The organism is Enterobacter sp. PI-10, from assembly GCF_027947695.1.
GTDB lineage: Bacteria > Pseudomonadota > Gammaproteobacteria > Enterobacterales > Enterobacteriaceae > Enterobacter > Enterobacter vonholyi.
In genome coordinates this window covers 343,314-357,634 of record NZ_JAJNOG010000004.1, presented here as the reverse complement: position 1 = coordinate 357,634, position 14,321 = coordinate 343,314, and the positions used below count along the sequence as shown (strand labels likewise).

General features: G+C 59.9%; 12 protein-coding genes and 1 pseudogene. 3 read left to right on the top strand and 10 right to left on the bottom strand.

Going from position 1 to position 14,321, the window contains the following annotated elements:
- Positions 1–20 precede the first annotated feature (20 nt).
- Both treB and treR read right to left on the bottom strand, forming a co-directional pair.
- On the bottom strand, positions 21–1,439 hold the full coding sequence (gene treB, locus LRM19_RS12225; protein ID WP_029739268.1) for a PTS trehalose transporter subunit IIBC: 1,419 nt from the start codon (positions 1,437–1,439) through the stop codon (positions 21–23).
- Between the two features lie 128 nt (positions 1,440–1,567).
- Positions 1,568–2,515: a trehalose operon repressor TreR gene (gene treR, locus LRM19_RS12220; RefSeq protein ID WP_032651468.1), complete on the bottom strand. Its 948-nt coding sequence runs from the start codon at positions 2,513–2,515 to the stop codon at positions 1,568–1,570.
- 390 nt (positions 2,516–2,905) lie between these two features.
- On the opposite strand from treR, the gene mgtA reads away from it, so the two are divergent.
- Both mgtA and LRM19_RS12210 read left to right on the top strand, forming a co-directional pair.
- Complete coding sequence (gene mgtA, locus LRM19_RS12215) at positions 2,906–5,614, top strand: magnesium-translocating P-type ATPase (RefSeq protein ID WP_045335516.1); 2,709 nt, start codon at positions 2,906–2,908, stop codon at positions 5,612–5,614.
- 210 nt (positions 5,615–5,824) lie between these two features.
- Positions 5,825–8,209, top strand: coding sequence for a beta-N-acetylhexosaminidase (locus LRM19_RS12210; RefSeq protein ID WP_271368988.1), 2,385 nt, complete (start codon positions 5,825–5,827; stop codon positions 8,207–8,209).
- 50 nt (positions 8,210–8,259) lie between these two features.
- On the opposite strand, the gene ridA is transcribed toward LRM19_RS12210, so the two are convergent.
- From ridA to LRM19_RS12190, 4 genes are all read right to left on the bottom strand, one after another.
- Positions 8,260–8,646 (bottom strand): 2-iminobutanoate/2-iminopropanoate deaminase, encoded by a 387-nt coding sequence (gene ridA / locus LRM19_RS12205; protein WP_008501391.1) that lies wholly within the window; start codon positions 8,644–8,646, stop codon positions 8,260–8,262.
- Between the two features lie 73 nt (positions 8,647–8,719).
- Positions 8,720–9,181 (bottom strand): aspartate carbamoyltransferase regulatory subunit, encoded by a 462-nt coding sequence (gene pyrI, locus LRM19_RS12200; RefSeq protein WP_023310197.1) that lies wholly within the window; start codon positions 9,179–9,181, stop codon positions 8,720–8,722.
- Between the two features lie 12 nt (positions 9,182–9,193).
- The gene (gene pyrB, locus LRM19_RS12195; RefSeq protein ID WP_032651472.1) at positions 9,194–10,126 is read right to left on the bottom strand and encodes an aspartate carbamoyltransferase; all 933 of its coding nucleotides are present in this window, start codon (positions 10,124–10,126) and stop codon (positions 9,194–9,196) included.
- A gap of 34 nt (positions 10,127–10,160) precedes the next feature.
- Entirely contained in the window at positions 10,161–10,265 is a 105-nt protein-coding gene (locus LRM19_RS12190; RefSeq protein ID WP_022646880.1) for a pyrBI operon leader peptide, read from the bottom strand.
- Here LRM19_RS12190 and LRM19_RS12185 point away from each other — a divergent pair.
- A pseudogene (locus tag LRM19_RS12185) lies at positions 10,245–10,362 on the top strand (hypothetical protein). The gene LRM19_RS12190 and the pseudogene LRM19_RS12185 overlap by 21 nt on opposite strands.
- 3 nt (positions 10,363–10,365) lie before the next feature.
- On the opposite strand, the gene LRM19_RS12180 reads toward LRM19_RS12185, so the two are convergent.
- From LRM19_RS12180 to arcC, 4 genes are all read right to left on the bottom strand, one after another.
- A complete protein-coding gene (locus LRM19_RS12180) occupies positions 10,366–10,845 on the bottom strand; it encodes an arginine repressor (protein ID WP_029739272.1) in 480 nt (159 codons plus the stop codon).
- Between the two features lie 80 nt (positions 10,846–10,925).
- Entirely contained in the window at positions 10,926–12,329 is a 1,404-nt protein-coding gene (locus tag LRM19_RS12175) for a YfcC family protein (RefSeq protein ID WP_127729404.1), read from the bottom strand.
- A gap of 46 nt (positions 12,330–12,375) precedes the next feature.
- Entirely contained in the window at positions 12,376–13,380 is a 1,005-nt protein-coding gene (gene argF, locus LRM19_RS12170) for an ornithine carbamoyltransferase (RefSeq protein ID WP_127729406.1), read from the bottom strand.
- A gap of 26 nt (positions 13,381–13,406) precedes the next feature.
- Complete coding sequence (gene arcC / locus LRM19_RS12165) at positions 13,407–14,318, bottom strand: carbamate kinase (RefSeq protein WP_271368987.1); 912 nt, start codon at positions 14,316–14,318, stop codon at positions 13,407–13,409.
- Between the last annotated feature and the right edge of the window lie 3 nt (positions 14,319–14,321).

Sequence of the window (14,321 nt, the reverse complement as noted above, 5' to 3'; positions counted from 1 at the left end):
CTGCGCCCCGAAAGAGAGAGTTAAACAATCTGCAGCGAGCCCTGACGGAACTTACGCTGGTAAACCACGGTGGTCAGCGCCATTGGGACGATAATGGCGATGGCCATTGCCAGGGCGAACACCTGCCAGTAAGCGGGCTGGATGGAGAGGATGCCCGGCAGGCCGCCGACGCCAATCCCGTTTGCCATTACGCCGTTCAGTCCGCACACCAGGCCCGCCAGACCGGAACCGATCATCGCGCAGAGCATCGGGAAGCGGTATTTCAGGTTGATACCGTACATCGCCGGTTCGGTGACGCCGAGGTAGGCGGAGATGGCCGCCGGAACGGAGATCTCGCGTTCGTTGTGCTTGCGGCTGACGATAATGATGCCGGTCACCGCTGACGCCTGAGCAATGTTAGACAGGGCGATAATCGGCCAGACCGGCGTGCCGCCGAGGCTCTGGATCATCTGCATATCAATGGCCAGCGTGGTCTGGTGCACGCCGGTGATCACCAGCGGGGCGTACAGGAAGCCAAACAGCGCGGCGCCAATCGGGGCGAAGCTGCCGGTCATCAGGTGACGCACCGCGAAGGCCACGCCGTCGCCAATCATGCGGCCAAACGGACCGATAAAGGCATGCGCCAGGAACACCGCCAGAATCAGCGAGCACACCGGCACCACCACCAGATAGAGGTAATCCGGCACGATGCGCTTCAGTCGGGTTTCAATAAAGCCCAGCGCCAGCCCCGCCAGCAGGGCCGGAATGACCTGCGCCTGATAGCCCACTTTGGCGATGGTAAACAGGCCGAAGTTCCACACCTCAGGCACCTGCTGACCAAGTAAGTAAGCGTTCATTAACTGCGGAGAGACCAGCGTGACGCCGAGTACGATACCGAGGATCGGCGTACCGCCCATTTTACGCACCGCGGACCAGCAAATCCCGACCGGCAGATAGAAGAAGATCGCCTCGCCAATCAGCCACAGGAAATCGTAAACGGTTTTCAGCGCCGGATACATCTGCGCCAGGGTTTTACCGTCGCTCATCGGCACATCGCCGATGACGTTACGGAAGCCTAAGATCAAGCCCCCACTGATCAGCGCGGGCAGCAGCGGGAAGAAAATCTCCGCGAAGTGGGAAATCAGCTGCTCGTGCCACTTCATATTCTGGCGCGCGGCCTTCTTCGCCTGCTCTTTATCGGCGGAGGAGTGCCCGGTTGTCGCCAGCAGAGCCTGATAGTAATCGCCCACTTCGGTACCAATAACGACCTGGAACTGCCCGGCGTTGGTGAAGCAGCCTTTGACCATGGAAAGTTCTTCAATGGCCTTCGGGTTGGCTTTGGCCGGATCGTTCAGCACGAAGCGCAGGCGGGTAATGCAATGGCTGACGGTGGCGATGTTTTCGCGGCCGCCGACCAGGACGATCAGCCGATCGATATCTGCTTGTTTGACTTTACTCATCATGAAACCTCATGACAGATGGTGAGGGGGGGAATGACCTGAGCGCAAGCCTACTCCTTCAGCGTGACGGCGAAAATGGGAACGTTCCCGAAATCGGGCGAAGATCACAATAATCTGTTTTATGGCGATTACGAAAGGTGAGCGGGAATGACGATCTGACGCGGCTCAGCGCGCCCGTTTATCTGCTCGATCAGCTGCGCAGCGGCCTGTCTGCCGGATTCGGCGTAGCCCGGATCGACGGTGATGATCTCCGGGTGCAGAAACTTCATCAGCGGCGTGCTGCCGACGCTCGCCACCTGCAGGTTATCGATACGCTGCTCCTGCAGATATTTGCTGGCACCCAGTGCAAGGGTATCCGTGGCGCACACCAGCGCGGTGGTCTGCGGCGTCAGTACGCTGGCGACCTGCTCGTAGCCCTGCTTCATGCCCAGACCCGGCAGGGAGGCCACGGCGGAAAGATTGTGCTTTTTGCAAAAGGCCAGATAGGCTTCATGGCGGCGCTTGCCGGTGGTGACGTCCGCGTGCGGGACGCCGAGGAAGCTGATGTGGCGATGGCCTTCGTCAAAGAGGCGCTGCATCAGGGTGATAATCGCGCCCTCGTCGTCATAGCAGACGGAGGCAAACCCGTGGGCATCGCGCGCCAGCAGCACCAGCGAAGGCTGCCAGGGTTTTAGCATCTCGTCTTTGATGCCGGTAAAGCCGAACAGCACCACGCCGTCAATGTTGCGCCGCTGGAGCATGCCCAGATGCTCTTCCACCAGCTGTGGCGAGAACTGGCTCTCCATCATGATCGGATCATATCCCTGCTCGTAGAAGGCGGGCAGCATCGTCTGCACGGCGAGGTTTTCAGACAGAGAGTCCAGACGCGAGACAATGATGGCGACGACTTTGTCACTCTGCCCGCGCATGGCGCGCGCGGAGCGGGAAGGGGAAAAACCGTGCTGATTCATAACCGCCTCGACGCGCTCGCGGGTGCGTTCGCTGACGCCGCTTTCGTTGTTCAGCACGCGTGAGACGGTCGATTTCCCCACGCCGCTTAAACGCGCGATGTCTTTAATCGTAAGGCGGTTCTGCATGCTGTATTCCCTGTAACAACGACGATGTAGTGAATTGAGCCTAATGCTATAGCGCGATTTCGCTATGGGCAAAGTCTGGTTTACGTTCGGTTTATTTGCAGGGGGGTATAATACCGCCCGAATCGTCATAAAGGGTATGCCTAAATCCCTGGACTGCGCGGCGACACCCTGTTTTTTACTTACCGGAGGCATCATGGATCCCGATCCCACACCTCTCCTGAACGGGAGAATGCGTTCTTTCCGGTAAGCCAGCTTTTGCTGTCTCACCGGTGATGTGAGGCAGCAACGTCCCAAACGTTCCTGCTTGAAAAATTGAGTGCCTCTCAGGTACGGCTTTGCCACGCCTGAAGGAAAAGCTGCGTCCGCGTTTGCGGATGTGGAGGAATGACTATGTTTAAAAATATCACCCGGCAGCTGCAGGCCCTGCTGAGCCGCCACCTGCCACACCGTCTTGTTCAGCGCGACCCGCTGCCCAATGCCAAAAACATGGCGGGGGCGGCGATCCCCGCGTCCCTGACCGAACGCTGCCTGAACGTGGCGGCGATGGATGAAAACGAAGTCTGGCGCGCCTTTGGCGGACACCCGGAAGGGCTGAACGCGGCAGAAGTGGAAAAAATCCGCGCCGTGCATGGCGATAACCTCATTCCGGCGCAAAAGCCGTCTCCGTGGTGGGTGCACCTGTGGCTCTGCTACCGCAACCCGTTCAACCTGCTGCTGACCGTGCTCGGCCTCATCTCCTACGCGACGGAAGATCTGTTTGCTGCAGGCGTCATTGCCCTTATGGTCGGTATCTCAACGCTGCTGAACTTTATTCAGGAAGCCCGCTCTACCAAAGCGGCTGACGCCCTGAAGGCGATGGTCAGCAACACCGCGACCGTCTCGCGGGTGATTAACGATCTCGGCGAAAACGCCTGGGTGGAGCTGCCTATCGACCAGCTGGTGCCGGGCGATCTGGTGAAGCTGGCGGCGGGGGACATGATCCCGGCGGATTTACGCATCATCCAGGCGCGCGATCTTTTCGTCGCGCAGGCCTCCCTGACCGGGGAATCCCTGCCCGTTGAAAAGGTGGCGCGCAGCCGCGACCCGCAGCAGATGAATCCGCTCGAGTGCGACACCCTGTGCTTTATGGGCACCACGGTGGTCAGCGGCACCGCGCAGGCGATTGTCACCGCCACCGGGGGCAACACCTGGTTTGGTCAGCTTGCCGGACGCGTCAGCGAGCAGGAGAGCGAGCCAAACGCCTTCCAGAAAGGGATTGGCCGCGTCAGCATGCTGCTGATCCGCTTTATGATGGTGATGACGCCGATCGTGCTGCTGATCAACGGCTACACCAAAGGAGACTGGTGGGAAGCGGCGCTGTTTGCGCTCTCCGTGGCGGTCGGCTTAACGCCGGAAATGCTGCCGATGATCGTCACCTCCACGCTGGCGCGCGGTGCGGTGAAGCTCTCTAAACAAAAAGTGATCGTTAAACACCTCGATGCCATTCAGAACTTTGGCGCGATGGACATCCTTTGTACCGATAAAACCGGCACCCTGACGCAGGACAAAATCGTGCTGGAGAACCACACCGATATCTCCGGCAAAACCAGCGAGCGCGTCCTTCACAGCGCGTGGCTGAACAGCCATTATCAGACCGGGTTGAAAAACCTGCTCGACGTTGCGGTGCTGGAAGGGGTGGATGAAGAGTCCGCCCGCACGCTCTCCGGCCGCTGGCAGAAGGTGGATGAGATCCCGTTTGACTTCGAGCGCCGCCGCATGTCGGTGGTGGTGAGCGAGCAGACGGACGTGCATCAGCTGATCTGCAAAGGCGCGCTGCAGGAGATCCTCAACGTGTCTACGCAGGTGCGCTATAACGGCGACATCGTGCCGCTGGACGACACCATGCTGCGCCGCATCAAGCGCGTCACCGACAACCTCAACCGTCAGGGGCTGCGCGTGGTGGCGGTGGCGAGCAAGTTCCTGCCCGCGCGCGAGGGGGACTATCAGCGTATTGACGAATCCGATCTGATCCTTGAGGGCTACATCGCCTTCCTCGACCCGCCGAAAGAGACCACCGCACCGGCGCTGAAGGCGCTGAAGGCGAGCGGTATTACCGTCAAAATTCTCACCGGCGACAGCGAGCTGGTGGCGGCTAAAGTGTGCCATGAAGTGGGGCTGGACGCGGGCGACGTGGTGGTGGGGAGCGATATTGAACATCTCTCTGATGACGAGCTGGCGAAGCTTGCCCAGCGTACCACGCTGTTTGCCCGCCTGACGCCGATGCACAAAGAGCGCATCGTCACCCTGCTCAAGCGCGAAGGGCACGTGGTGGGCTTTATGGGCGACGGCATTAACGACGCGCCCGCGCTGCGTGCGGCGGATATCGGTATTTCCGTCGACGGGGCGGTGGATATCGCCCGCGAAGCGGCGGATATCATTCTGCTGGAAAAAAGCCTGATGGTGCTGGAGGAGGGTGTCATTGAAGGGCGCCGTACCTTTGCCAACATGCTCAAGTACATCAAAATGACCGCCAGCTCCAACTTCGGTAACGTCTTCAGCGTGCTGGTGGCGAGCGCGTTTCTGCCGTTCCTGCCGATGCTGCCGCTGCACCTGCTGATCCAGAACCTGATGTACGACGTGTCTCAGGTGGCGATCCCGTTTGATAACGTGGACGACGAGCAGATCCAGAAGCCGCAGCACTGGAACCCGGCAGATCTTGGGCGCTTCATGCTGTTCTTTGGCCCGATCAGCTCCATCTTCGACATCCTGACCTTCTGCCTGATGTGGTTTGTGTTCCATGCCAACACGCCGGAACATCAGACGCTGTTCCAGTCCGGCTGGTTCGTGGTAGGCCTGCTGTCGCAGACGCTAATTGTGCATATGATCCGCACCCGCCGCATTCCGTTCATCCAGAGCCGTGCCGCGTGGCCGCTGATTGTGATGACGGGGATTGTGATGGCGCTCGGCATCGCGCTGCCGTTCTCACCGCTGGCGAGCTACCTGCAGCTGCAGGCGCTGCCGCTGAGCTACTTCCCGTGGCTGGTGGCGATCCTCGCCGGTTATATGGTGCTGACCCAGATGGTGAAAGGGTTCTATGCGCGTCGGTATGGGTGGCAGTAATTTTTTACCCTCACCCTAACCCTCTCCCTGGAAGGGAGAGGGGACCGCTCGGTGCCGCCTTTCCCCCTCGCCCCTTTGGGGAGAGGGGACTGGCTTTCCTCCCAAATTCAACAACCTGTGATCTCCGTCGGCGCATTCGCTTGACGACAAATTGAGCGCATGTTAACAGAATGTTTTGCCTTTATTTGGCCCGTCAGATAAGGAACATTCATGTTACGGTACAGTCTCTTAACCGCCGGGCTGATGCTCGGCGCCTCTGCCTTTGCCGCCCCGGCAGGGGATCTCCCCTTAATGCCCTGGCCTGCGAAGGTCGAACGCCCGACCACCCAGGGCGCGCTGGTGCTCAGCAACAACGTATCCATTAGCGTCAGCGGCGACGATCTCGGTGACGCCGTCAGCCGCCTGCGCCAGCGTATCGCCCTGCAAACCGGCTGGACGCTGCAGCCGCAGGCTGAAAAGCCGGACAAACCGACTATCCGCATCGCGATTGCCAAAAAGGTCAAGCCGCAGCCGCTGCCGGACAGCGATGAAACCTATAAGCTCACGGTGGACGCCAACGGGGTGAATATCTCCGCCAACACCCGCTTCGGCGCGCTGCGCGCTATGGAAACCCTGCTCCAGCTGATGCAGAACGGGGCGGAAAAAACCTCTCTGCCGTGGGTTACCATTGAAGATTCGCCGCGCTTCCCGTGGCGCGGGCTGCTGCTCGATTCGGCACGTCACTTTATCCCGCTGCCGGATATTAAACGCCAGATCGACGGCATGGCTGCGGCGAAGCTCAACGTGCTGCACTGGCATTTGACCGACGACCAGGGCTGGCGCTTCAGCTCGAAGCGTTATCCAAAATTAACCCAGCTTGCCAGCGACGGGCTGTTCTACACCCCAGATCAGATGCGCGAGGTGGTGCGTTACGCCGCCGAACGCGGTATCCGCGTGGTGCCGGAGATCGATATGCCGGGTCACGCCTCGGCGATTGCCGTGGCCTACCCGGAGCTGATGAGCGCCCCGGGGCCGTACGCCATGGAGCGCCACTGGGGCGTGCTGAAGCCGGTGCTGGATCCCACAAAAGACGCAACTTACGCTTTTGCCGACGCGATGGTCAGCGAACTGGCGGCGATCTTCCCCGATCCGTATCTGCACATCGGCGGTGATGAGGTGGACGATAGCCAGTGGAAAGCGAACCCGGCCATCCAGCAGTTTATGCGCGACAACAGGCTGGCGGACAGCCACGCGCTGCAGGCCTATTTTAACCGCAGGCTGGAAACGATCCTCGAGAAGCATCACCGCCAGATGGTCGGCTGGGATGAGATCTACCATCCCGATCTGCCGAAAAGCATTCTGATCCAGTCCTGGCAGGGGCAGGACGCGCTGGGGCAGGTGGCGCAGAACGGCTACAGGGGCATTCTCTCCACCGGTTTCTATCTCGATCAGCCCCAGTCCACCGCCTATCACTACCGCAACGAGATCGTCCCGCAGGGGCTGAACGGCGTTGATGTGATAGCGGATACCGACAGCGCCCAGAGCTGGGCCTTCTCCATGCCGCGCCTGAAGGGCAAGCCGGTGGAGGGGAGCTTCACGCTGGTGAAAGGGGACGCAGGCTGGCGCGGGTTTATTGATTTTGCCGGGAAATCCCGCCGCGCGGTGCAGAACATCGAATGGCGCGATGACAGCCTGGTCACGTTTACCGTCGATACGTGGATGGGCGAAACGCGCCCGGTCGTCACCGTCGATAACGACAAACTCGCCGGTTATTTCCTCGTCGGGAATACGCGCTATCCGATTAGCGGCACGCGTCTGGACGACGTGCCGAAAGGCGTTCCGCCGGTCGTGCCGGACGTGGCGAATCAGGCCAACCTGCTCGGCGGTGAAGCCGCTCTGTGGGCGGAAAACGTGGTGGCGCCGGTTCTGGATATCCGCCTGTGGCCGCGTACGTTTGCGGTGGCGGAGCGGCTGTGGTCCGCGCAGGACGTCAACGACGTCGACAACATGTACACCCGCCTGCAGGCGATGGACAGCTGGTCGACGGTGTCGGTCGGACTGCAGCAGCATACCCAGCAGCAGGTGCAGTTCACGCGCCTCGCCGGTAATGCCGACACCCTGCCGCTGCAGATCCTCGCTCAGGCGGTAGAGCCCGCGCAGTATTACACCCGCCAGCACCTGAAGTTCCAGGCCGGAAACTACCATCAGTTCGAGCCGCTCAACCGCTTCGCCGATGCGCTGAACGCCGAAAGCGCCACCGTGCGCCAGATGCACAAATGGGCGGACCGTCTGGTGAGCGATGCGGAAGACACGGAAAGCGCTGACGCCCTGCGCCACGTCTTTAACCGCTGGCAGAGCAACACCAGCGACGCGCTGGCGCTAAGCGAAAACAGCTATCAGCTCAAGGCGATGAAGCCGGTGATCCAGGAGGTGGATAAGCTGGCCACGATTGGCCTGAGGCTGACGGATCTGGTGGCGCGCCAGGGGACGCTGGATGACAAAGAGATCGCCTCGATTCAGAGCGAGCTGGATAACGCGGCGAAGGTGCAGGACGAAGTGGTGATTGTGGCGGTCTATCCGCTGGAGACGCTACTGAGAGCAACGCGGAATCAGTAGCAAGCAACAAAAAAGGCAGCCTGGGCTGCCTTTTTTATCGCCAAAGCGAATTAGCGACGTACGGCGATCGCTTCGATTTCAATTTTCACGTCTTTTGGCAGACGGGCCACTTCCACGCAGGAGCGCGCCGGGAAGGTGGCGTTGTGCTCGGTGAAGAACGCTTCGTAGGTGGCGTTAACGGTCGCGAAATCGTTCAGATCTTTCACGAAAACGGTAGTTTTCACGATATCACCCACTTTCAGACCGGCAGATTCAACGATAGCCTGCACGTTTTCCAGCGACTGACGCGCCTGTGCCGCGACGTCTTCCGGCACCGCGCCGGTTTTTGGGTTCACCGGGATCTGCCCGGAAGTGATGATCATGCTACCCAGATCAACGCCCTGAACGTAAGGGCCGATAGCCGCTGGTGCATTTTCCGTCGCGAGTACTTTGCTCATGTTTTCTCCAGAATTACAGCGTTAAGAATGTTCCCGGCCATTATAACAGCCGGGATTTCATTACCAACCTCAATTAGTTGGCCAGCACCACATAATGAGAAAACTCTTTTTCGCAGTATTTGCATTTGAGCGCGATGTCATCGGCGCGTTTTTTCACTGCAAAGCTGGAAGAAACCGGCTCAGCATGGCTGATGCAGTTGCTGTTCGGGCAGACCAGCACGCTTTCAATGCGATCCGGCAGGCTCGGGCGGGATTTACCGACCACTTCATACTCGTCGATGCGGTTGACGGTGGCGTCCGGCGCGTACAGCGACAGCTGGTTGACCTGCTCGTCGGTCAGGAAGGTATTCTCGATTTTAATCAGGTCTTTGCGGCCCATCTCGCCCGACGGCAGGTTCAGGCCTATGGTGATGCGCTGGTCGGTTTCCGTCAGTTTGAACAGCGTCAGCAGCTTAAAGCCCACCTGCGCAGGGATGTGGTCAATCACGGTGCCGCGCTTGATGGCTTCAACCTGGAGTTTGTTATCGTGTGTCATGGTCGTTTCCCCTTACAGAGCTAATTCGCGATTCAGAACCAGTGCCAGTAACGCCTGGCGGGCGAAGATGCCGTTTCCTGCCTGCTGGAAGTACCAGGCGTGCGGCGTTTTGTCCACGTCTGTGGTGATCTCATCGATGCGCGGCAGCGGATGCAGGACCTTCATGTTGTCGCGTGCGCCCTCGAGGTCGCTGGCGCGCAGCACGAACTGCGCCTTCACGTTGGCGTATTCGGACGGGTCCAGGCGCTCTTTCTGCACGCGGGTCATGTAGAGAATATCCACGTGGCTCATCACCTCTTCGATGCTGGCATGCAGGCTCCACGCAATGCCTTTCTCGTCCAGCATGTCGAGAATGTACTGCGGCATCGCCAGCGCGTCCGGGGCGATGAAGTAGAAGCGGTTGCCGTTAAATTTCGCCAGCGCCTGGGTCAGGGAGTGGACGGTGCGGCCGTATTTCAGGTCGCCAACCATGGCGATGTTCAGGTTCTCAAGTTTGCCCTGCGTCTCCTGAATGGTGAACAGGTCCAGCAGCGTCTGCGTTGGGTGCTGGTTGGCACCGTCACCGGCGTTCAGCACCGGAATGCCGCCGGAGAACTCGGTCGCGAGGCGCGCCGCGCCCTCCTGTGGATGACGCATCACAATTGCGTCGACGTAGGTGCTAATCACTGAAATGGTATCCGCCAGGGTCTCGCCTTTTTTACCCAGCGACGTGTTGCTGCTGTCCGAGAAGCCCACCACGCTCGCGCCCAGGCGGTGCATGGAGGTCTCAAAGGAGAGGCGGGTGCGGGTCGAGGCTTCGAAGAAGCAGCTCGCAATCACCTTGTGCTTCAGCAGCTCCGGTTGCGGATTGGCCTTCAGTTTTGCCGCGGTTTCCAGAACCAGTTCCAGCTCTTCGCGGCTGAGGTCGTTTATGGAAATGATGTGTTTTTGATAAAGCGGATTCATGTTTATCTCCTGACGCCGGGCAAAAAAAAGCCCCTCAAATGAGGGGCTCTGGGAATAGGTTTAGCAACGGGAAGAAAAACGGCAGGCCAGCGTCTGATTTCAGACGCGGTAAGACGTTATGTCGTACACGCTTGACCATGTTTCCTCCCGGCAAATTGTCGGGCATTATACGCAGCTCGCTTTTCGGATCAAGCGATTTAATGCACGCTTTACTCAATGCAAACGGTTCTTTGTGAATATTAATGCGTTCTGAGTAAATAATTAATTTGCTTATGCACCAGCGCGGTGCGCTTCACCACCCGGGGGGCGACCCAGACAATACTGCTGCCGGCCACCACGCCTAAAATTTCCGGAAGCTGGTGATAATCCAGAATACGCGCCACCGCGCGGCCATATCCGGCGACGGTATGAACAAGGATAAACTCGCTATTATGCTCGACGCTGACCACCATTTCGGACACGGTACGCGCGGCGTCGGGGGCAGGGCGCAGCTGGGGATTCAGCGAATAAATCTTTAGCCCTTTGGCATTTCGAATTTTTATGACACCGAGCAATTTAAGCAGACGTGAAACGGTGGACTGGCTGATGGTCTCAAAACCACGCTCCTGTAAATCCCGGCGGATCTCCTCCTGAGAGAGGTAACTCTTTTCTGCGATCAGGCGCTGGCAGACCGTCAGCTGTAGTTGCTCTTTGGGAGAGTACTCTTCGTAATCCATCATAGTTCCCATATCAGTTCCCGAAATAACCGGTGGCACCGCACCGATCCGTAGGCCGGATAAGCGCAGCGCCATCCGGCAAATTACAACAACGCCCCCAGACTTAACGCCACCATAATCACCACCGTCAGGATCGCCAGCAGCGGCGCCACCCATTTCAGATAGCGCACGTAAGGCACCCGGGCGATAGCCAGCCCGCCCATCACGACGGCTGAGGTGGGCGTGACGAGGTTAACGATGCCGGAGGCCGACTGGTAAGCCGTCACCACCAGGTCGCGGTTGACGTTAGCGAAATCGGCAAGCGGCGCCATGATCGGCATCGTCAGAACGGCCAGGCCGGATGAAGAAGGCACAAGAAACGACAGCACGACCTCCAGCCAGTACATCACGTTGATGAACGCCACCGTGGACAACCCGCTGACCAGCCCTTCCGCGCTGTGCAAAATGGTGTGGGTAATCATGCCCTTATCCATGATGACTACGATACCGCGCGCGATGCCGATAATCAGCGCGACGCCCAGCAAATCTCGCGCGCCGTTGATAAACGTCGACGTCAGTTCCTCTTCGCTCATGCGGGCAATCAGGCCGACGATAATCGCGCTGGCGAGAAACACCGCGGAGATCTCCGCCATCCACCAGCCCAGTACCGCCACGCCGTAAATCATCACCGCGAAGGCGAGGGCAAAAATCACCAGGATGATTTTGCGCACCGGGGTGAATTCCAGCGACTGTTCGCCCTTGTTGCCAAGGAAATGGGCGCGGTTCTCTTCCTGTTTATCCGCGACGATCGACAGCGACGGATCCTGGCGGACTTTGCGGGCATAGCGCATCACCCACGCCACGCAGATGATCCAGCCGATGACCAGCAGCGCCACGCGCAGGGCGATGCCGTTGGTAAAGGGGATCCCGGCGGCGTTGGCGGCGATGACCGTGGCAAACGGGTTGATGGTGGAACCCAGCGTGCCGATCCCCGCCCCGAGCAGCACGGTAGAAGCGGCGACAACCGGATCGAACCGCGCGGCCAGCATCACCGGCACCAGTAAGGTATAGAAGGGCAGTGACTCTTCGGCCATGCCGTAAATCGTGCCGCCCGCGGCGAACAGCGCCATCAGGATCGGGATCATCCACTCCTCGCGTCCGCGCAGCCGGGTGGTCACACGCTCGATCCCGGCGTCAATCGCCCCGGTTTTGGTGACGATCCCGAGAAATCCCCCGATGATCAGAATAAACAGCGCCACGTCGATCGCCCCGGCCTGGCCGGAGACCGGATCGTACAGCCCGGCGATTGGCGCCATCAGGACGGAAACCAGCCCCTGCGGATGCGCCGCCACGTGCGCGTAGGTGCCGGCAATCGGGACTTCTTTACCGAGGGTTTCGTTCATCGCCATCTGGTACTGACCGGCGGGGACGACCCAGCTCAGCGCCGCCACAACGGCAATCAGGAAAAAGAGAATGGTGTAAGCGGAGGGAAACTTGAACTTGCCCATGATGTTCTCCTTAAACCCGGCGCACCCGCGGCGCGCCGGGCGGTGATTAGTCGCCGAGTGTCGCCACCATGACCGCTTTGATGGTGTGCATGCGGTTCTCTGCTTCGTCAAAGACGATGGAATTCGGCGATTCGAAGACCTCTTCCGTCACTTCCAGCCCCTTCAGGCCGTACGCCATCTCGATCTCGCGGCCCACTTTGGTGTGTTCGTTGTGGAACGCCGGCAGGCAGTGCATGAATTTGACGTTCGGGTTGCCGGTGGCCTTCATCACCTGGGCGTTAATTTGATATGGCTTCATCAGACTGACGCGCTCGGCCCAGGCTTCCTTCGGCTCACCCATGGAGACCCACACGTCGGTGTAGAGGAAATCGGTCCCCTGCACGCCTTCTTTCACGTCGTCGGTGAGGGTGATGCGCGCGCCCGTCTCTTTCGCGATGGCGCGGCACTGTTCAACCAGCCCCGCTTCCGGCCAGAAGGATTTCGGCGCGACGAGGCGGATATCCATCCCCATCTTGGCCGCGCCTACCATCAGGGAATTGCCCATGTTGTTGCGCGCGTCGCCGAGATAGGCAAAGCTAAGCTCAGGCAGGGTTTTGCCCGGCGCGTGCTCCAGCATGGTCATCAGATCGGCGAGAATTTGGGTCGGGTGGAACTCGTCGGTCAGGCCGTTCCACACCGGCACGCCCGCGTACTCGCCCAGCTCTTCGACGATGGCCTGGCCGTAGCCGCGGTATTCGATGCCGTCGTACATGCGGCCCAGCACGCGGGCGGTGTCTTTCATCGACTCTTTATGGCCAATCTGCGAGCCGCTTGGGCCGAGATAGGTGACCTGCGCGCCCTGGTCGAACGCGCCCACTTCGAAGGCGCAGCGGGTGCGGGTGGAGGTTTTTTCAAAGATCAGGGCGATGTTTTTCCCGACAAGGGTTTGCTTCTCGCGCCCGGCTTTTTTGGCGGCCTTGAGCTCGATGGCGAGGTCGATCAGGTACTGGATCTCCGCCGGGGTGTAGTCCAGCAGTTTGAGGAAGTTGCGGTTTTTCAGATTGATGGTCATGGGTAAATCCTTTTTAAAATGAGTGTTCAGTTACGAATCAACGTGCCTTTCTCGCCCGCGAGGATCTCCGCGCCGTCGGCCAGCGCGCCGATCCCGGCAATGCCGTTGCAGGCTTCAACGAACTCGCGGCAGGCGGCCACTTTTGGCCCCATCGATCCGGCGTCGAACTGCATGCCTCTGAGCAGCGCCGGCGTCACCTGCGCCAGCGGACGCTGGGTTGGTTTGCCCCAGTCGAGGTACACCGCGTCGGTATCGGTGAGGATCAGCAGGGCATCGGCTTCGATCTGGCGCGCCAGCAGCGCGGCGGAGAGGTCTTTGTCGATCACCGCCTCGATCCCGCGATAGCCGTTGGCCTGTTCCACCACCGGCACCCCGCCGCCGCCGTTGCAGATCACCAGATGGTCGCGCTGGATCAGCGCCGTGATGGCGTCGCTCTCAACGATGCGCTTCGGCTGCGGAGAGGGCACCACGCGGCGGACGTAGCTGCCGTCGGCCTTAAACACCCAGCCTTTCTCCGCGGCCAGCGTTTTTGCCTGGGCTTCGCTGTACACCGGGCCGATGTATTTGGTCGGGTTGCTGAAGGCCGGGTCGGCGGCGTCCACTTCTACCTGGGTGAGCAGAACGCTCACCTCGCGCTGCGGCAGATTGTTTTTCAGTGCCTGCTGGAGCATGTAGCCGATCATTCCCTGGCTTTCGGCGCCGAGAACGTCCAGCGGGTAGGGCGTGACTTTGTCGTAGGCGCTGTTCTGCAGCGCCAGAAGCCCGACCTGCGGCCCGTTGCCGTGCACCAGCACCACGCGCCACTGTTCTGTTAATCCGGCGATGGTTCGGGCGGCCTGCTCAATGTTCTGGCGCTGGATCTCCGCTTCCAGCGGCTCGCCGCGCTTGAGCAGCGCGTTGCCGCCCAGGGCCACAACCAGAGTGGGTTTTCGTTCCATGAT